The organism is Bordetella genomosp. 4, assembly GCF_002261185.1.
Classification (GTDB): domain Bacteria; phylum Pseudomonadota; class Gammaproteobacteria; order Burkholderiales; family Burkholderiaceae_B; genus Bordetella_A.
The window spans coordinates 14,024-32,687 of record NZ_NEVQ01000002.1 but is presented as its reverse complement, the minus strand read 5'-3'; the positions used below and the strand labels follow the sequence as shown (position 1 = coordinate 32,687).

Genomic DNA, 18,664 nt, shown 5'->3' with positions numbered 1-18,664 from the left:
TTTATAATGGTTTCTTTCTCGATTTGAGAATGTGTGCGGAGAGGGGAAACCGATGGATTTGGTTCAGCTGGAGATTTTCTGTGCCGTTGCGGCGCACAAGAGCATTGCCGCGGCGGCTGAGGCGGTACACCGTGTGCCCTCCAACCTGACTACCCGGCTCAAACAGCTGGAGTCGGACTTGGGGGTGGACTTGTTCATCCGCGAGAACAATCGGCTACGTCTGTCGGCCACGGGGCATAATTTTCTGGACTATGCGCAGCGAATTCTCGGTTTGGTCGAGGAGGCGCGTACGGCGGTTTCCGGCACGGAGCCTGCAGGCTGGTTTCCTATCGGCGCACTGGAAAGCACGGCGGCTGTTCGTATTCCTGCTGTGCTGGCCGAGTTCAATGGCCGTTATCCCAAGGTGGAGCTGGATCTGGCTACAGGGCCGTCGGGGCCGATGATCGATGGCGTGTTGGATGGCCGTCTGGTGGCGGCGCTTGTCGACGGTCCGATCAATCATCCCGCGCTTAGAGGCGTCGCCGTCTTTGAGGAGGAAATGGTCGTCATTGCGCCTATTCAGCATGCACCGATTCGCCGCGGCCGCGATGCGGCTGGCGAAGCGATCTATGTGTTTCGACAAAACTGCTCGTATCGCCATCATTTCGAAAAATGGTTCGCAGCCGACAAAGCCATTCCCGGTAAAGTGCGGGAGCTGGAGTCTTATCACAGTATGTTGGCGTGCGTCAGTGCGGGCGGCGGCCTTGCCATCATGCCTAGAGCGATGCTGGAAAGCATGCCGGGGTATACGTCTGTGACCGCGTGGCCTATGCACGGCGCGTTTTCGGTGTTGCCGACGTGGTTGATTTGGCGCAGCGATACGGTTTCGCGGGCGTTGGATGCGTTTGCGGCGTTATTGCAGGAGCATGCGCCGGTAGCCGCTGCCGCCTAGGGCTGGCCGAGCTTTTCCAGGCTGTTTCGCAGGATATGCGCCACCTCGCGGCAAGCCAGCGTCATCGGGCGCACCTCCGACATGGCCAGCGTAATGCTGCGAGTCAGTGAGGGCTTTACGATCAGCGCGCCCTGCAGTTCGCCGTTCGTGCATTCGCGCGTGACCGCATGTTCGGCCAGCACGGCGTACAGTCCGTTGCGCAGCACCATGTGTTTCTGAATCTGCAGTGAATCGCATTCCAGCGCTATGTTCAGCGTCACGCCCATGCGGCGGGCCATTTGATCCATCTGCCGCCGGAAGGCGCTGGGCGCCCCGGCCAGTATCAGCGGCAGCCCCTGCAGACAGGCGAAAGACACCGTTGCACTGCGGGTCACCGGATCGCCCGGCGCGCCCACCAGCAGATGCCGTGCGGTGAACAGGATGCCTTCACGGCGGCGGTTGTCGCGGCCGCTGCGCATCAGGATGCCTATGTCGACATCGCCATTGTCCAGCCATTCGCCCACTGCGCTGCCCACCCCGTCGCGGATGCGCAGTCGTATGTGCGGATGCAGGCGGCGGACCTGGTCGTAGGCGTGCGAGAGGCATTCGTGGCTGATGGACGACAGCACGCCCACCCGCACCAGGCCGGCGGGCTGATCCACTGCGCGAGCGGCGTCGTTGCCCAGAGCGTCGGCCTCTTCGAGCCAGGCCAGCACGCGCGGATACAGTTGTTGGCCGGACTCCGTCAGCGCGACGCCGCGCCCGGTGCGATGGAACAAGCGGCCACCGCATTGCCTTTCCATGCCCGATAGCTGCCGACTGATCGCAGATTGCGCGACGCCGCGCATGATGGCCACTTTGGTCAGGCTGCCATGGTCCGCGATCTGGACGAACAGACGCCATTGATCGATCGAAAGCGCCATCGCCACTCCTGGCAGATATAACTCAAAAAGTATATCTGATCTTCCTGGCATACCCCTTGTTGACGGAGCGACGGCCACCTAGACTAGGCCACTCACTTGCTCCCGCGGGACTCGCCGTCCATCCAGAGGCCTGGCCTCGCGGCCGCATGCCGCATCCAGGAAACATATGCCTCGTCCCAACGTATTGCTCGTCATGGTGGACCAATGGCCCGGCGCTTTGCTGGGCAGCGCTGGCCATCCTGTCATTCAGACTCCTACGCTCGACCAACTGGCGCGCCTGGGCACGCGATACCCGCGTGCGTATTCGGAGTGTCCCATCTGCATCCCCGCGCGCCGCACGATCATGACCGGCACGTCGCCCCGCAAGCACGGCGACCGCAACTTCGCTCCCGCGCAGGAAATGCCCGCACTGCCCACGCTTGCACAGTCGTTTCGCGATGGCGGCTATCAGGCTTATGCCGTGGGCAAGATGCATCTGTACCCGCAGCGCGACCGCATCGGCTTTGACGACATCTTGCTAGCCGAGGAAGGGCGGCCGCAACTGGGCGCGGTAGACGACTATGACATGTTCCTGGCCGAACAGGGCGCCGCTGGCGAGCAATACCTGCACGGCATGAACAACAACGATTACATGTACCGGCCCTGGCATCTTGCCGAGAAACTGCATGTCACCAACTGGACCACGCGCGAAGCCGCCAAAATGATCAAGCGGCGCGACCCGCGCCGCCCGGGCTTCTGGCACGTGTCTTACACGCATCCGCATCCGCCGCTGGTCCCGCTGGCTGGCTACCTGGACCTGTACGAGCGCGAACGTATCGATCTGCCTCCGCAAGCCGACTGGGACCAGGGCGCGTTGCCCCCCGCGCTGCAAAGCATCCGCGACCACTGGCCGATCCGCAGCTCCGCCCCGGACCTGCAGGCCATACGGCGCGCGTTCTATGCGCTCTGTACGCACATCGATCATCAGTTGCGGGTGCTGATCGGCACGCTGCGCGAAGAGAACCTGTTGGAGGACACCATCATCATGGTTACCGGCGACCATGGCGACATGCTGGGTGCGTTCGGGCTATGGGCCAAACGCCTGTTCTACGAAGGTTCGGCGCAAGTGCCGATGATCCTGGTCGATACCGCCCGCGATGCGCGTGTGGCGGCGGGACACGTCGATGACCGCTTGGTGGGCCTGCAGGATGTGATGCCCACGCTGTTGTCCCTGGCTGGCTTGCCCGTACCGGAAACGGTCCAAGGCATCCCTATGGTGGGCGCGCAGCGGCGCGACTTTCTGTACGGCGAGTGCAAGGAAAACGTACTCGCGACTCGCATGGCGCACGACGGCCGTCACAAGCTGATCTGGTATCCGGCGGGCAACGTGCTGCAGTTGTTCGACCTCCAGGAGGACCCGTACGAATGCCGCGACGTGGCAGGCGTGTCTGGTTACGCCGAGGTGCGGCAGCGCCTGGAGCAGGTGCTGGTGCGCGAGGCATGGGGCGTGGACGAAACATGGATCAAGGACGGACGCCTGGTGGGCGTTGCGGCGGACTCGGCACGAGGCGGCGCCGACCGCGCGTTTGGCGGCCAGCGCGGCCTGCATTATCCGCAGCCGCCGCTAAGCGATCCGACGCGAACAGTAGGTTCGCCGGGATAGCGGTGCCCGCTGCGGCAGTACGGCCAAAATAATGACAAAGGAGACAGACATCATGAATCGATTAACAGCGACGGCTGCCGGCATGCTGGCGGTCTGCTCGGCCCTGACGATAGCATCGAGTCCTGCGCGCGCCGCGCAGTGGCCGACGGACAAGCCGATACGGCTGGTCGTGCCGTACCCCGCCGGGGGCAACTCGGACGTGATCGGGCGGATCTTTGCACGCAAGCTGGGCGATGCCTTGCACCAGTCCGTCATCGTGGACAACCGGCCGGGCGCGGGCGGATCCATCGGCGCGGCACTGGCGGCCAAGGCCGACCCCGACGGCTACACGCTGCTGCTGGGTGACATCGCCACGCATGCCATCAACCATCTGTCGATGCCCAACCTTTCCTACGACGCGCAGGCAGATTTCGCGCCTGTGTCGCGCCTGACCAGCATTTCGTTGCTGCTGGTCATCAACCCGAAATACAAGTTCAAGTCGGTCCAGGATTTCATCACTCATGCCAAGGCCCATCCCGGCCAGATGGCCTACGCCACGGGCGGCAACGGTACCCCCAGCCAACTGGCCATGGAAATGCTCCGCGGGGCCACGGGGCTGGACATGCTGCCGATTCCGTACAAAGGCAGCGCGCCCGCGCTGACGGATGTGGTGTCGGGGCAGGTGGACGCAATGATCGACGGAGCAGCCACGCCGCTGGTGAAGTCCGGGAAGCTGGACCTGCTCGCGGTGACGGCGGACCGCTCGCCGGCTTTCCCCGATACGCCCACGCTGTCCGAAGCGGGTGTGCCTGGTTATCGCTTCGTGTCATGGCATGGTGTATTCGCGCCGAAAGGCACACCGCAACCTATTGTGGACAGGCTGGCGCAGGAACTGCAGCGCGCTGCGCAAGATCAGGAAGTGCAGAAGCAACTACAGGCGCTGGGTATCGGGCTCAACACGCAAAGCGGCCCCGCGTTCGCATCGTTCATCGCGGACCAGCGGCAATCCATCGAGGCTATGGTGAAGGAGCGCGGGCTCAAATTGGCACAGTAGGGCGCACGCCGCCTCGGCCTCGCCGGGCCTTGAGCGAGGATACGCGCCTGGCTTATGGGGCAAGTGAAGAGTTCAATCCCGTCAGGGCGCCGGTTTGGCGTCCGGGCGGGCTGGGGGCACCTCGCCCCCGCGACGCGGATGCAAAGAAATAGTCGCAGTAGGCGGAGGAGAGCTGCTGCAACCAGAGCAGCAACCGCATGCCGAGCTTTGTTTCACAACCAGATGTCGTGCGGCATACTGCTGTGCGGCTTTGGGCATGTACGTCTGGCTCAGCAAATTCCCCAGCCCATTACGTATACGCCCTTTCAGGCTAGGCACGAAATGCAGGACGAGCCCAATGATGCTGGCGGCGAGCACGATCAGCATCACGACGGTTTGCCAGAGCGGACTATTGGGATTCATGGCGAACTCGGATAAAGATTAAGCGCGCGGTTCATGCGAATACGGTGATCCAATGCGTGTTTTGCAGTCATTATCACAGCCACACCATCGCCAAACGATAAGTCGCAAACGCCGCGATATAGGCAAGCACGAACATATACGCAAAAGACAGTAAGACGATGCGCCAGTTCCCGGTTTCGCGCTTGATGATGGCTAATGTAGACATGCACTGCGGCGCAAAAGCGAACCACACCATGAGCGAGAGCGCCGTCGCGACAGAGAAATTACCGGCGAGCATGCTGCCCAACATCGCGTCCTGGCCCTCGGCAACGCTGTACACCGTCGCCAAGGTCGCCACGGCGGATTCACGTGCGGCGAATGCGGGAATCAGGGCCAGTGTGATTTGCCAATTGAATCCCAGCGGCGCAAAGAGCGGCTGCATCCATTGACCTAATATCCCGGCGAGACTGTATTCGATGGCCGGATTCGTAGCATCGGCAGGTGCGCTGGGAAAACTGGCGATGAACCACATCACAATGGTCAGCGCCAGCATGACGCCGGTCAGACGCTTGAGAAATATCCAGATTCGTTCCCACAGACCGATGCCGATATCGCGCCATTTAGGCAGGCGGTAGGGCGGCAGCTCCATGAGCAGCGCGGTTTCTTGGTGACGCCGCCGCAGCAGTTTGCCGACGTAGGCGACAGCCAGCGCGGCGAGAATCCCGCCCGCATAGAGCGCGAACAGTACGGCGCCCTGCAGGTTAAAGACACCGAACAACAGGCGATGCGGGATGAATGCGCTGATCAGCAGGGCATAGACGGGCAGCCGTGCCGAGCACGTCATGAGAGGCGCGACCAGGATGGTGACCAGGCGGTCCCGGCGGTCTGGGATGCTGCGCGTGCCGATGATGCTAGGAATGGCGCAGGCAAAGCTGGATAGCAACGGAATAAAGGAGCGGCCGCTCAGGCCGACGGCCAGCATGGAGCGATCCAGCAGAAAGGCGGCACGTGGCAGGTAGCCGGATTCCTCCAGGACCAAAATGAAAAAGAACAATGTCAGGATCTGCGGCAGGAATCCGAGCAGGCTGCCCAACCCGCCAAAGATGCCTTCCTGGAGCAGTCCTTTGAGCGGGCCGTCGCCCATTGAGGCTGTCAACGTTTGGCCTAGCCATTCCATGCCGTCTGCAATGGCGTCGGTCATCGGTTTGCCTATCGCATACACGGCTTGGAAGGTCAGGAACATGACCAACGCGAGGATCAACAATCCGAACACCGGGTGCAGCGTCCAGCGGTCGATATGGTCGTCCAGTGTTTTGGTATCCGTCGGCAGGCGTACGACGTCGGCCATGATGGCGCGTACATCTGCGTGCAGATCACCGGAATCGCGATGAGGCGAGACGGGTGGAATGCCGAGTTCCAACTGCGCGAGCAGGGCTTGCGTGCCGTCCCGGCGTACCGCTACGGTTTCAACAACCGGCATTCCGAGGCGTTGCGACAACTGCGGGACATCGATACTGATGCCCAGACGTTTGGCCTGATCGGCCATGTTGAGTGCGACGATGACGGGCAAGCCCAGGCGGCGGACTTCGAGCAACAGGCGCAAATGCAAGCGCAGGTTGGTGGCGTCCATCACGAATACGATGGCTTCGGGCACGGCCTCACCGCGATAGCGCCCGCTGAGTACGGCCAGCGTGATGGCCTCGTCGGCGCTGGCTGATTCAAAGCTATACGTGCCAGGCAAATCGAGTACGCGTACGGCGCGGCCGCCAGGCGTGGACAGACGGCCTTCTTTGCGGTCCACCGTGACGCCCGCGTAGTTGGCGACCTTTTGACGTGCGCCTGTCAGACGGTTGAATAACGCGGTCTTGCCGGCATTCGGGTTGCCGACCAGCGCGATGCGCAGTGCGGTGTCAGTCATGCGCTGCCTCGCGACGAACAATGACACGCTCGGCTTCGTTGCGGCGCAAGGCAAAACGCGTCGTGCCGATGGCGATAAGCAGCGGGTTGCCGCCAAACGGCCCCTTGGCGGTCAAACGTAGAGGCTCGCCGTTTACAAACCCCAGGTCGCGTAATCTTGCCGATATAGGGTCAGAGGGACAGGTGTCGAGAACTTGTTCGACGACAGCGCGGTCGTGCAGAGCAAGATCGGACAAACGCAGGGAATTCATGCGGAGAGAAAATTCGGAATGAGAATAAGTCGCAAAATATACTCTCGATTCGGAATTCTCTCCATGCCAAGTTGACGCACCTGTCAGATCTGACAGCAGGCTGAACGACAAGTCATCGGATCCATGCGTTTATCTATTCAATCAATGAGAGTTCGCCGTCTTGATACAGGACTTTTCGACCCAACCACGCTATGTCTACCTGCGGCAGGACTGCCGAGGGTTTGCGCAGTTCGCGCAGCAGCGTCGAGCCGTGCGACAGCCGTCCGCCCATGCGGGCAATGACGGCTTGGGCTGCCTGGTAGTGGGCGTGGCGGCCGGGGTCTAGCGTTTCCTCGAGCAGGATGTCTTGACCGAGTATGCCTTGGGCGCGTCCCGGATAGATCATGAAACCGACGGCCTGTTCCGCGCCGTCGCTGCCGTTTTGCCAGAAACTCCCATTGCGGGTACGGGTGTCGGGGTGGGGTGCAAACCAGTGCGCATGATCGACCACGGGCATCGCATGATGCAGCTTGAAAAACAGGCGCATCAGGTTGTCGCGATACCACTCGCGGACTTGCAGGTAATAACCTCGCAGGCCGGGCAGCCCCAGCGAGTGGGCGAGTGAAATACTTTGGGGCCAACGAGGAAATGCCTGCAACGGTAAGTCAACAGGTGGAGGGCGCGGCGTTGCGGGATCGGTTTCCCACGGCAGCCGGTGCGGGCTGTTATCGAGATTGCCGTACGCGGTCGGTGGGCGTCCCAGCCCGCTGCCGCCACTGCTCGCCAAGGTCGTTGCGATACACAGATTGCCTTGGACGACAAACACGTAAAACCGCGTGAACCAGTCGGCCAATTGTTGTCCGTTCGCGCCTTGCGCTATCAGCGTCGAGAGCTCTTGGTCAAAGCGCCGCAATCCACTTTCCAGCGTCAATAAATGCCGGCGGGCAATGCGTTGCATGCGCAGGAACAAAGGCAAGGAGCGCAATAGCCGCAGAGGCCGCCAGGGCAGGACCGGCGTCGCGCCGCCTACTTCGTTGGCATAGTTGCCGGAGGAAACGCCCCAGTCTGCCAAGCGAGCCAAAAACAGGTCATTGTTGATGTACGATGCGCCGCCATACACCGAGGTGAAAGGCTCATTGTCCTGCAGAACGCGTGGATCCCAGCGTGCCATGATGGCGGGGATGCTGGCTGCTGCACGGCGTTGCGCGTACTCCACGAATCGACTGGGTTGCGGCGGCAGAATCTCGGCAATGTTGGCCGAAGTCAGATGCCGTCGCCAGCCATAGTCGCTGATCGGGCGGTATTGCAATAGCCAGAGTTCAGTACCATCCCAAGCCCACTCCACGTCGCCCGCGACGTAATGAAAGGTCCGCAGCACCTGTTGCAGGAATTTCCAAAGCATGCCGGCGGTCAGGCCATGCGATGCTGCGAACTCACCCTCGCGCCACGACGCCGTCATGCGGGAAAGAATCGCCCGATGCGGCGTGACGTGGCCGTCCGCCAGAGATTCCAGATGTCCTTCCACCCATTCCAATTCCACGGACAGGTGGCGTACAAACGCGATGCCGGACACGACAGGCGTGATGAAGCGTTGGACGACGACCTCTTCAATACCTGAGGCCGTGAGGTCTGCTATACGCGTAGGCACATCGCCGGCGCGTTCACGCAGAAAAGTGTGATGCAGACCCGCATTGGCCGCATCGGCCTGGTCCTCGCCATAACTGGAGGAACGCACGGCCCATGCCGCCTCAGGTTGACTGTCCAGGAAAGGTTGCAGTCGTTCGTCGTTTGGATCATTGAGCGATAGCGCAGGCGGCACGGGTTGCCCCGCCAACGCTGCCAAACGCAGGCGTCCGCCCTTTGTATGCGCGACAAAACCGCGTTCGCCGGATTCCAGCCACGAGACGAACTCTGCAGGTGCATCGATCCAAGGATAATGGCCCCAGCCCGGCTTCAAACTGATGGTCAGATCCGCGCGAGCCAGGATCGCAGACCACGCGGCAGCCTGCGCAATGCCCAATACATTGTCTTGATCGCCCCAGATCAACTCGATCGGATCGGTAATCCATTCCAGCAAGGGCAGCGCGGTGTCAGCGCGCACCAAATCCCAATATGGAATAAAGGCGCGGCAGCGTGCGTATCCACGGCCCATGCGTGCATATTGCTGAGGTGTCCACCTTTGATTGGAGAATCTCTTTGCGAACAGCGTGGGCTTGTTCGACAACAACCAATGGATGGTTTTGCGTAGCGGCCGGGGCGACATGAGCGCGGGCAGCCGCCGTTGCCACAGAAATGCGCCGACGGGGGCGAGCAATACGCTGCGGCTGAAATGGCCCGGTTGCCGTTGCAGCGCATGCAGTACCAGCAGCGCGTTGACGCCGACGGCCATGATCGCGCTGTCTCGCTCCGTTGCGTCGATCAAGGCTTGGGCATATGCCGCCAGATCGGCGCATGGGGGTGCTGGATTGTCGCCAAAGCCTGGCAGTTCCAGCGGCACGGCTCGGTAATGAGTAAAGTGGGGCAAAGCATCGTCCCACCAGTCTGCTGCGCCGCCATTGCCTGCCAACAAATACAGAATCGGTTTGCTGCTCATGAGCGGGCGAGGCTAGGCGAGGTCGCGCAGTGCGCTGTCCACTGTGGGATAACGGAACGTATATCCCGCCTGCGTGAGCCGGATGGGAACGACGCGCTGGCCATCAAAGAACAGCTGCGCCATTTCGCCTGCGATCGCGCGTACGGGGGCGGCAGGCACATGCAGCCAGACGGGGCGCTTGAGGATCTTGCCTGCCTTGGCCGCGAACTCGGCCTGGGGCAGGGCATCGGGAGCTACGACGTTGTAGGTGCCGCTCAGATTTGTATCGTTAAACGCGCGGGCCATGATCTGGATGACATCGTCGCGATGCACCCAGCTCATGATCTGTTTCCCATCGCCCATGCGGCCGCCGAATCCCAGCCGGAAGGGCAACAGCAACGGCAACAACGCCCCGCCCGGGCCGAAGACGACACCCAGGCGCATGACAACCTGCCGAATACCGAGCGCCTGAACAGGCTGCGCGGACTCTTCCCAACGCACGCATAGTTCGGCCATGAAGCCTTGGCCCGCCGACGCATTTTCATCAAGGCTTTCACTGGCATCGCGTACGCCGTAAAAACCGATGGCAGACGCTTGTATCCAGAGCGCCGGTTTATGCACGGCTTTGCTCAGCCAGGCGATCAGGGCCTCGGTGGTGTTGACCCGGCTGGCCAGTAGCTTCGCTTTGCGCCTGGCGCTCCAGGGGCCACCCGCAATGGGAGCGCCTGCCAAATTGATGATGATGTCAAAGACTTCCTTGTGGCTCAGGGCGTTGATCGTGCGAACACAACGTGCGCGGCCATCGAACAAGTATGCCGCCTTCAGAGGGTCGCGCGTAAGTACGGTGACGGCATGGCCGGCGTCGAGTAAATGATTGACCAGGTATTCTCCGATGAACCCCGTGCCGCCAGTGATCAAGACGTTCCGATGTCCGATGCCGATGAATGGATTGGGTGGTGCGCCTTTGCGTTGCAGGCGAAATGCGGCAATGCCGTCGCGGATGCCGGAGGCCGTGACGCCGATTGCGAAAAGCGTCAGTATCCAGCCACGCCAGCCGTAATCCGCCGCGGCCAGTGCAGTGGGCAATTGATACCACTGCATCAGTTGCGCTCCGTACAGGGCAAAAAATGCGCCTGCGTTTATCGCCAGCACGGTATGCATGATGCGTTCGATGGCGGGCAGTTTTCGGGTGCGGTCCTCCACCACGAAGTCCCACAGCGTCAGGCAGATTTCCAAAAAGAACAGCAATGCAATTGCGACAGCCCACGTGCCTTGAAACGCGAAATGCGCCATGCCCAGAAACAGGACGCCGTAAAAACAAGACCGCATGGCATGAATCGACAGCTCCAGCCGCGCGCCGTAGCGGTAAGGCAGCGCTACCGTCAATTCGTGATGGTAAATAGTGTCCAGGGCCCCGAGGATCGCTTGTGCGATCAGCAGCGTGAGGGCCCAGTCTAGTGGCGAGAATTCAAGCATGATCAGATGCAATGCAGTTGGTGTGTGATAGCTGTTCGGGGCGGGACGTCAGGTGGGAGGCAGCCTTCAAGAAGGGGCTCCAGGAGATGGCACATCAATGGTGCCACTGCCAGTCGTCAGTTCAGCGCGTTTATCCAGCCGGTACAGCCAGAACAAGGGGGGCAACAGCACCAATAGCGCAAAACTGTCGACCCACAGATGCGACCAGATGCCCGCCTGCAGCGATATCCAGATATCCTGCGGTGCCCAGACTACGATGCCTACGATCATCCAGCCCCAGATCGATGGGATCTTGTAGCGGTTGCCGATATGAACCAATCCCAACATATACAGCGAATAGCTTTGCAGCGTGGCGCCGAACAAAGCCAGCCACCAGATCTGCTGCGTATGCGCGGGTTCTGGTGGTGTGGTGCCCCAGAACGCTTGTTCGATATGATGGACATAATCGTCGAGCAGGCCCGTGTGACCCGCCCACGTCAATGTCAGGCCGACTAACAAGTGCGCCAGAGCCGCTGCATACAGCCAGGCAACTAGCATACGCCGAAGGTCATGGAGAGGAAACATCGTATTCGGATCCGCGAGCGTTCTTTTAATAACGCAAGTGTACCGATTACATGCTGCTCAGCGCTTGATCAGACGAGGCTGATCGGGAATGTCTGCCGTTTGCAGCCAATCGCGGATGATCGTTATCACGGCTTGCGGTTTCTCCCGGTGCGGCAGGTGACCACAGCCTTCCATGATCGCGGTCGTGGACCCCGTCAGGGCGTGAATACGGTGCATGTGTTCCAGTGAGCCGTACTCGTCGTTGTCACCATGCAGGCTCAATACCGGGCAACGCACTTTGCTCAGATGCTTGTTCAGATTCCAGTCGGCAAAGGCTGGCGATAGCCAGGTTTCTGTCCAGGCGGCCAGCACCCAGGCGGCTTTGTCGCCATGATATTTCTTTAACCGGTCCAGTTGCCCCGGCTCTGCAAACGCGATTTTGGCTTGCCGGATTCCTTCCAAGGTATGGGCTTCGGCAAAGACCTGGGCGGATTCCGTAATCAAGGCAACACATGTGTCGGGATACATGGCAGCACAGGCAATGCTCATTCCGCCGCCGATGCTGTGGCCAAAGGTAATAAACCGCTCGACGCCCAGGGTGTCGAGCACCGTACGAAAATCCCCGTGAGCTTCCTCATCGACCAGGTTCACTCCTACCATCCCCGGACGCGGATCCGACCGTCCAAAGCCCAGGCGGTCATAGGCAATGACCGGCCGGCCGGTGGCGATGGCCAGTTGTTCGGGAAAGTCCCGCCACAGCTCCACACATCCGAGTGAGTCGTGCTGCAAGACAATCGGCGTGTGGCCATCACTGGATTTGCCGGGTGTCCAGTTGCGGGCGAACAGACGGCCGCCTGGGGTAGGGATAAACGTATCGTGGGTGCTGACGGTCTGCATGGGCGCTCTTCACAGAACAGATCCGTGCAGCATATCAGTTCTGCATGCTGCCGCTTTTCATATGGTGCGGGCTTGGTTAGGCAGGCTGATTCCACGTCTTATTTGTTATGATATAACATATCGTTTTTTGAATCGGCCGTGATCGATATTCATCAAAGCCCAAACGCTGGCTCTGACGACGCGGCGCAATGAAATCCAATAACGATGTGTAAATTAAATGCAGGCCGCGACGTCGCGGCCGGTTGTTTGATCGTCCTCGCCACCGTGAGCGGGGCCGCATGGGCAGAGGAAGACGACGCAGAGCGGCGCCAACCAGGCCAGGGGGCTCACCCGTCCACGCTGTCGCCAGTCGTGGTGACGGCAACCGCTTGGGAACGCAACGAGGCCGAGGCGCCAGCGAGCGTGACCGTGATCGACGGCCAGTCGCTGCGTAGACAGCCCGTCCTGGATCTGGCTGACGCGGTGCAAGATACCGTCGGAGTGGGACTGGAAGACGCCGGTCTGGGGCGCCGGGGCATCTCGATTCGGGGCATGAGCGCGGAACACACGCTGATGCTGATCGATGGGCAGCGTATCAACGCCTCTGCCTCAGCCATCTCTCATTCCGACTTCGAGCTGGGTTGGGTGCCGACCGAGGCAATCGAACGGGTGGAGGTGGTACGAGGCCCCATGTCCTCGCTGTACGGTTCCGAGGCTTTGGGAGGCGTGGTCAATGTCATTACCCGCAAAGCTACCGATGAATGGCAGGGTTCGTTCAGCAGCTACGCGGTCTTGAATGACCACGGGCTGGATGGCAATCAGTACAAGAGCGGCTTTTATCTCGGCGGCCCCATCGTGCCGGGAACACTGGGGTTGAATGTGTGGGGCGAGTTCAATCGCCGGGCGCCGCTGCACGATGCCGGCAATACGGCGTTGACGGCATTGGACGAACGGCGTGCGATATCTGGGCATGTGGGCCTGAGCTGGACGCCCGACTCCCGGCAGCGCATTGATGTGTCGGTCGATGCAGGGCACGAAGACCTGGAGGCTTATCGCAGCAACACCGACAATTCGATCTACGAGTCGGAAAATAAAGTCAATCGTCGTCGATATGCAATTTCGCACACGGGCGACTGGAGCTGGGGCGATAGCCAGATCCGGTTGTATCGTTCGACGCTCGATCGCCACGCGTGGCGCAGCGACGGTGGCGATGCGACAGGTCCCAATCGTTTCACCGATACGGTGTTGGATGGGCGCGTGGGTTTTGCGCTAGGCCAGATGCACAAGCTGACACTCGGAGCCGAAACGCGGCGCGAACGGTTGGAGGACCCATCGGTCAATCAGCGCGGCGTGGCGTCCTTGGATCATTACGCGTTTTTTGCCCAAGACGAAATTCTCTTCAGTGAACAATGGGAATTGGTGCTGAGCAGCCGTTTTGACCACCACGAGGACTTTGGCTGGGAGTCCAGTCCTCGGGCCTACTTGATGTTTCGCCCGACCTCGGCGTGGACGGTAAAGGCGGGTTTTGGCCAGGGATTCAAGGCGCCCACGCTCAAGCAATTGTCACCGGACTATGAGTCCAGAGCGGCAATGGGCGGACGAGGAATCGTTCGCGGCAACCCGCAACTGCAACCGGAAACCAATCGCTCATATGAGTTTGGGCTGTCATATGAGCAGCCGCGTTGGTCTGCGGGCGTGACGCTGTTTCACAACGACGTGAGAAACCTGATCGAGACGGTGCGGCAGCCAACTTGCTACGTACCAGGACGAGTGTGTCTCGAGTACGAGAACGTTTCTAAGGCGAGACTGCAGGGGCTGGAGCTGACTGCCGGCGTCGATGTGCTGCACAACGTACGCCTGGATGCCAACTACACCTACCTCGATGCTGAGGATCGCACGACCGGAGAACGCTTGGCGGACCGTTCCAGGCATCGCGCCAATGCGACGCTGACCTGGGGTGTCACGGACAGGCTGGATACCCGGGTCCGGGCCGAATACATCGGTTCGCAATATCGCTCTGCGACGGAAAGCGACCGCCCGGGCTATACCTTGTTGCATTGGTACGTGGATTATGACGTCAATAGCCATTTGAGCTTGCATGCAGGTATTGAAAACCTGACCGATGAGCGGCTCGCTAATGACGATGCTGATATCTACGGCCGAGCCGATGAGGGACGGCGTTACTTTGCTGGTCTGACGGCGAGATTCTGATGGCCTGTTTATATCAACACGCCTTGTGGCGTTGGCTGGTTCTGGTGGTGTTTGCGGCGATGTGGCCGACGCTGTCCGTTGCGCAAGACAGGGCCGTCATACAGGTGCTGCACACGGGATTTGTTTCCGCAGAGAAGTTTCAGCGTTTGCAGCCGCTCGCTACACAGCAATCCGTGACGTTGCAGCATCTGAACGTCGAGCAGGCTACGCCTGACGTGTTGGCGCGTGCAATTGAACAGGCAGCATTGCTGATATGGGATGTTCCTAGGCCCACTGACCGAGACGCCGTACAGCGGCACGTGCAAGCACTGTCGCCAAGCGCTATTCGTCCTCGTCTGATCATCGGCGCAGGCAAGCCTGTCTGGGAGCAATTGCCGCCTCAGTACGGCAAGGCGATGGTAGCGCTTTATACGGCGGGCGGAGCTGAGAATTTCGGTCATTTCTTTGCGTTGGCCAAGGCGCTGAGCGAAGGCGCCGAGCTGCCGTTTCCGTTGTTGGATCCACCTGCGCGTCTACCTGCTGCCGGGTTTTATCACCCGGATGCACCGCACGTCTTTGACAATATCGATGGATACTTGCACTGGTACACCTCCGTCAGGCAGCCAGTAATGTCCACGCCTGTGGGCGATCCGTCCTCCGCAGGACGCATTGCCTTTCTCATTCATCAAGGGGTAGTTGCCGATCTGCTTACCCGTGAGGTAGACCAACTGATAAGGCGTAGCGAGGCCGAGGGCCTGCTGCCGATCGTCTTTTGGTTTGATGGCCAGAGCTCAGCCGGGTTGGCCGGGGCATTAAAAAAGGGCAACATCGATGCCCTGGTCAATCTGACTCATCTGCAAAATGGCGCGGCGCGCAGCCGGGATTTTCTGGCTCTCGATGTGCCGGTGCTGCAGACGCTGAGATTTCGCGAAGGGGAGGCGAGCGCGTGGCCAGATGCGGCCAGCGGTATCGGTTCGCGCACGACGGCGGTGTTTTTGGCCGGCCCCGAAGGCTGGGGAGTCAGCGACCCGCTCGTCTTGTCTGCGAGCACTGCAGGTGTCAGCGACCTGCTGCCTGCACAAGTCGATGCCTTGATGGGAAAGTTGCGCAGCCTCGTCGCGTTGCGTCACACGCCAGAGCCACAGAAAAAGCTGGCATTGATGTTCTGGAACTATCCAGCTGGCGAGAAAAATCTGGGAGCTTCGCACCTGAATATTCCCAGAAGCATCATGTCTATCCAGGCGGCGTTGGCAGCGCAGGGATACGCGGTGGGAAAGCCCGTCGGTGAAACCGAAATCATTGAAACGGCGCAGCGTATGCTGGGCGCGTTGTATGGCACCGTGCCGCTAGAGTCGCTGCTGGATGACGATCTAGCAGCGCTCTACCCGTTGGAGGATTATGAACAATGGTTGTCGGCGTTGCCGGTTGCGCGTCAAGACGAGTTGCGGCGAGCAGGCGTTCCCGCACAGCATCAGGCGGTACGGGAAATAAAGGGCAAGCGCTACTTTGTGATTCCGCGTTGGCAGCTCGGGAATTTCGTGGTGATGCCGCAAATGCCGCGGGCCTTTGGCGCAGGGGATCACTATCATGACATGAGCAGTGCTCCCGACCACCTCTATATGGCGGCCTATCTGTATTTGCAGCAGCAGTATGCAGCCCATGCATTGATCCATCTAGGCACGCATGGCACGCAGGAATGGTTACCCGGCAAGGATCGAGGATTGGCGGCGACGGATTATCCGTGGCTCAGCGTGGGTAATCTGCCTGTGTTCTATCCATACATCCAGGACAACGTGAGCGAGGCTATTCAGGCTAAACGCCGGGGACGTGCTGTCATCGTCAGCCACCAGACGCCGCCGTTTGCGCCTGCGGGCTTGTACGATCAACTGCGCGATCTGCATCAATGGATTCACGAGTACCAGCAACTCGACGACGGGGCGGTGCGTGAGCAGGTCAGCCATCAGATTCGCAGTGCCGCGGTTCAGGCTCATCTGAACGACGATCTGGGATGGACTGCGCAACAGGCCGAGCAGGACTTCAGTGGTTTTCTGCAGCAGTTGCATGATCATCTGCATGAGCTGGCCCGCCGTGCCATGCCCCTGGGATTGCACACGTTCGGCCAGGCGGCACAGGTCGAGCATCGTATCAGCACGGTGATGCAGCAATTGGGCCGGCCTTTGTACGACGCATTGGATATCGACCAGGACGAACGTTTTGCGGGTGAGCAGGGATTGCAGGATAGTCCCGCTTATCACGCCGTAGCGCAGATGTTGAGCCCCGCCGGAAATGAGATGCCCTCCTCACTGGCGGTATTCGAGCAGCGCGCTCGCGAGCTGGATGCGCATCTGCAAGACACGCAAGAGAACGACATGTTATTGGCAGGTCTGGCAGGGCGCTTTGTTATTCCCGGTGCGGGGGGAGATCCCATACGTAATCCGGACGTGCGCAGTGGGCGAAATTTATACGCCTTCGAGGCCGACAAGGTGCCTACGCAGGCGGCCTATGAAGCGGCTGCCACTGCCTATGAGCAATTGGTACAGGCTTTTCAACATGAACATGCGGGAGCCCGGCCGCAAAAGCTCGCATTCAGTCTATGGGCGTCCGAGGCGACTCGGCATCTAGGGGTGACCGAGGCGCAGGTCCTGCACGCACTGGGCTTGCGGCCGGTTTGGGATAGTGGTGGAAGGGTTGTCTCATTGGACATCATCCCCACTGCCGAGTTGGGCCGTCCCAGGGTTGACGTGGTGGTGCAGGTCACAGGGGTGTATCGCGATCAGTTCGACAGTTTCATGCGCCTGCTGGATGAGGCACTGACAAGACTGGCCGCGTTGAACGAGCCCGGTAATCCGATTGCACTCAACAATCAGCGTACTGCAGCCGCGCTGAACGAGGCAGGCCTTTCTGCTGACGCAGCAGCCGTGGCAGCCCGTTATCGCATTTTCAGCAATGCGCCCGGCGAATACGGAACGGGTGTGCCGCATCTGGCGCTGGATTCGACTCAATGGGACGATGACGCGGCGTTGGGGAAACAGTTCTTGCTCAGCAGCCAATATGCCTATGGCGCAGAGGGGTGGGGTGAGAGTCCGGCACAAGCCAATGTGTTTGCCGCGCAGTTGCGAGGAACCCAGGCAGTCATCATGTCGCGCTCGTCCACATTGCATGGCGTGTTGTCCACGGATCACCCGTTCGAGTTTTTGGGGGGGCTATCGGCTGCGGTCCGTCATCTCGATGGGCAGGCACCTCAACTGATGATCTCTGACCTGCGCGACGGTGAGATCCGGACCACGGGGCTCGCACGCTTCTTGTCTGCCGAATTGCGCGAGCGTTACTTGAACCCACGATGGATAGAGGCCATGCAGAAAGAAGGATACTCCGGCACGTTGCAGGTATTGAACGTGACGAACAACCTCTTTGGCTGGCAGGCGGCGGATGCTAGTACGGTGCGTGACGATCAGTGGCAGGCTCTGTTCGATACCTACGTCAGCGATACGCGGGCGCTGGGAACCCGGCAATGGTTCGAACAACACAATCCGACGGCACAGGCCCAGGTGCTGGAGCGTATGGCGGAAGCGATTCGAAAAGGGTATTGGGACGCTTCGGAGCAGACGCGCCGGGCGTTGGCAGAACGTTGGCAGGAGCTGGCGCAGCGGTTCGACGTCGATACCGGCGCCGAGGTGACACGACAGTACATTGCCGATATGGCCCAGGGGTTCGGTCTGGAGGCAAGCGCTACGTCGAATGCCGTGCCTGCGGCAAAACCGAACCAGCCCGACTCTCCCGCTGCAGAGTCGCCGCAGTCTGTTCAGGGGCAAGTCCTGGAGCCCGTCGAACCCGCTGCGGTTTCCGAGGACATTTCGTCCCGGTGGGTATTGTTGCTGATGCTGATTTTGCTCGGTAGCGGCGCATTGCGTCAGGGATTGCGTAGCCGGCACGTCCGCCGCGCTATGCAATAACACATCATCTCAGAGGGT

General features: G+C 60.5%; 13 protein-coding genes. 5 read left to right on the top strand and 8 right to left on the bottom strand.

Annotated features, from left to right (window positions below; translation table 11 throughout):
• The first annotated feature begins 52 nt into the window (after nucleotides 1-52).
• Nucleotides 53-931 carry a putrescine utilization regulator PtrR gene (gene ptrR / locus CAL20_RS02310; RefSeq protein WP_094822701.1) on the top strand — a complete coding sequence of 293 codons (879 nt, stop codon included), beginning with the start codon at nucleotides 53-55 and terminating at the stop codon, nucleotides 929-931.
• Here the strand turns inward: ptrR and CAL20_RS02305 are convergent.
• The gene (locus CAL20_RS02305) at nucleotides 928-1,833 is read right to left on the bottom strand and encodes a LysR family transcriptional regulator (RefSeq protein WP_179266612.1); all 906 of its coding nucleotides are present in this window, start codon (nucleotides 1,831-1,833) and stop codon (nucleotides 928-930) included. The genes ptrR and CAL20_RS02305 overlap by 4 nt on opposite strands.
• 166 nt (nucleotides 1,834-1,999) lie before the next feature.
• On the opposite strand from CAL20_RS02305, the gene CAL20_RS02300 reads away from it, so the two are divergent.
• Nucleotides 2,000-3,475, top strand: a complete 1,476-nt coding sequence (locus CAL20_RS02300) for a sulfatase-like hydrolase/transferase (protein WP_094822699.1) — start codon at nucleotides 2,000-2,002, stop codon at nucleotides 3,473-3,475.
• Between the two features lie 52 nt (nucleotides 3,476-3,527).
• On the top strand, nucleotides 3,528-4,508 hold the full coding sequence (locus tag CAL20_RS02295) for a Bug family tripartite tricarboxylate transporter substrate binding protein (protein WP_179266611.1): 981 nt from the start codon (nucleotides 3,528-3,530) through the stop codon (nucleotides 4,506-4,508).
• An 81-nt stretch (nucleotides 4,509-4,589) separates the two neighbouring features.
• Here CAL20_RS02295 and CAL20_RS02290 read toward each other — a convergent pair whose 3' ends face one another.
• The 7 genes from CAL20_RS02290 to CAL20_RS02260 form a co-directional block, all read right to left on the bottom strand.
• Nucleotides 4,590-4,910, bottom strand: coding sequence for a DUF6587 family protein (locus CAL20_RS02290; protein ID WP_094837091.1), 321 nt, complete (start codon nucleotides 4,908-4,910; stop codon nucleotides 4,590-4,592).
• Nucleotides 4,911-4,983: 73 nt separating this feature from the next.
• Nucleotides 4,984-6,807, bottom strand: coding sequence for a ferrous iron transporter B (feoB, locus tag CAL20_RS02285; RefSeq protein ID WP_094837090.1), 1,824 nt, complete (start codon nucleotides 6,805-6,807; stop codon nucleotides 4,984-4,986).
• Entirely contained in the window at nucleotides 6,800-7,057 is a 258-nt protein-coding gene (locus CAL20_RS02280) for a FeoA family protein (protein ID WP_254924257.1), read from the bottom strand. The genes feoB and CAL20_RS02280 overlap by 8 nt, the downstream gene beginning before the upstream one ends.
• A gap of 133 nt (nucleotides 7,058-7,190) precedes the next feature.
• The gene (locus tag CAL20_RS02275; protein WP_094837089.1) at nucleotides 7,191-9,629 is read right to left on the bottom strand and encodes an alpha/beta hydrolase; all 2,439 of its coding nucleotides are present in this window, start codon (nucleotides 9,627-9,629) and stop codon (nucleotides 7,191-7,193) included.
• 12 nt (nucleotides 9,630-9,641) lie between these two features.
• Complete coding sequence (locus tag CAL20_RS02270; protein WP_094837088.1) at nucleotides 9,642-11,084, bottom strand: TIGR01777 family oxidoreductase; 1,443 nt, start codon at nucleotides 11,082-11,084, stop codon at nucleotides 9,642-9,644.
• Nucleotides 11,085-11,150: 66 nt separating this feature from the next.
• Nucleotides 11,151-11,621: a cell division protein gene (locus CAL20_RS02265; RefSeq protein WP_218830691.1), complete on the bottom strand. Its 471-nt coding sequence runs from the start codon at nucleotides 11,619-11,621 to the stop codon at nucleotides 11,151-11,153.
• A gap of 84 nt (nucleotides 11,622-11,705) precedes the next feature.
• Nucleotides 11,706-12,524, bottom strand: coding sequence for an alpha/beta fold hydrolase (locus CAL20_RS02260; RefSeq protein ID WP_094837086.1), 819 nt, complete (start codon nucleotides 12,522-12,524; stop codon nucleotides 11,706-11,708).
• Between the two features lie 204 nt (nucleotides 12,525-12,728).
• Here CAL20_RS02260 and CAL20_RS02255 point away from each other — a divergent pair, with 204 nt between their 5' ends.
• Together CAL20_RS02255 and cobN are read left to right on the top strand one after the other, a co-directional pair.
• Nucleotides 12,729-14,714, top strand: a complete 1,986-nt coding sequence (locus CAL20_RS02255) for a TonB-dependent receptor domain-containing protein (protein ID WP_094837085.1) — start codon at nucleotides 12,729-12,731, stop codon at nucleotides 14,712-14,714.
• Nucleotides 14,714-18,646: a cobaltochelatase subunit CobN gene (gene cobN / locus CAL20_RS02250; protein ID WP_218830690.1), complete on the top strand. Its 3,933-nt coding sequence runs from the start codon at nucleotides 14,714-14,716 to the stop codon at nucleotides 18,644-18,646. Before CAL20_RS02255 ends, cobN begins: the two co-directional genes overlap by 1 nt.
• The last annotated feature ends 18 nt before the right edge of the window (nucleotides 18,647-18,664 follow it).

Coding starts and splice junctions, on each gene's coding strand:
- CAL20_RS02305 (WP_179266612.1), bottom strand. CDS start 1,833: ATGGCGCTTTCGATCGATCAATGGCGTCTGTTCGTCCAGATCGCGGAC.
- CAL20_RS02255 (WP_094837085.1), top strand. CDS start 12,729: ATGTGTAAATTAAATGCAGGCCGCGACGTCGCGGCCGGTTGTTTGATC.
- CAL20_RS02275 (WP_094837089.1), bottom strand. CDS start 9,629: ATGAGCAGCAAACCGATTCTGTATTTGTTGGCAGGCAATGGCGGCGCA.
- cobN (WP_218830690.1), top strand. CDS start 14,714: ATGGCCTGTTTATATCAACACGCCTTGTGGCGTTGGCTGGTTCTGGTG.
- feoB (WP_094837090.1), bottom strand. CDS start 6,807: ATGACTGACACCGCACTGCGCATCGCGCTGGTCGGCAACCCGAATGCC.
- CAL20_RS02295 (WP_179266611.1), top strand. CDS start 3,528: ATGAATCGATTAACAGCGACGGCTGCCGGCATGCTGGCGGTCTGCTCG.
- CAL20_RS02265 (WP_218830691.1), bottom strand. CDS start 11,621: ATGCTAGTTGCCTGGCTGTATGCAGCGGCTCTGGCGCACTTGTTAGTC.
- CAL20_RS02290 (WP_094837091.1), bottom strand. CDS start 4,910: ATGAATCCCAATAGTCCGCTCTGGCAAACCGTCGTGATGCTGATCGTG.
- CAL20_RS02260 (WP_094837086.1), bottom strand. CDS start 12,524: ATGCAGACCGTCAGCACCCACGATACGTTTATCCCTACCCCAGGCGGC.
- CAL20_RS02270 (WP_094837088.1), bottom strand. CDS start 11,084: ATGCTTGAATTCTCGCCACTAGACTGGGCCCTCACGCTGCTGATCGCA.
- CAL20_RS02280 (WP_254924257.1), bottom strand. CDS start 7,057: ATGAATTCCCTGCGTTTGTCCGATCTTGCTCTGCACGACCGCGCTGTC.
- CAL20_RS02300 (WP_094822699.1), top strand. CDS start 2,000: ATGCCTCGTCCCAACGTATTGCTCGTCATGGTGGACCAATGGCCCGGC.
- ptrR (WP_094822701.1), top strand. CDS start 53: ATGGATTTGGTTCAGCTGGAGATTTTCTGTGCCGTTGCGGCGCACAAG.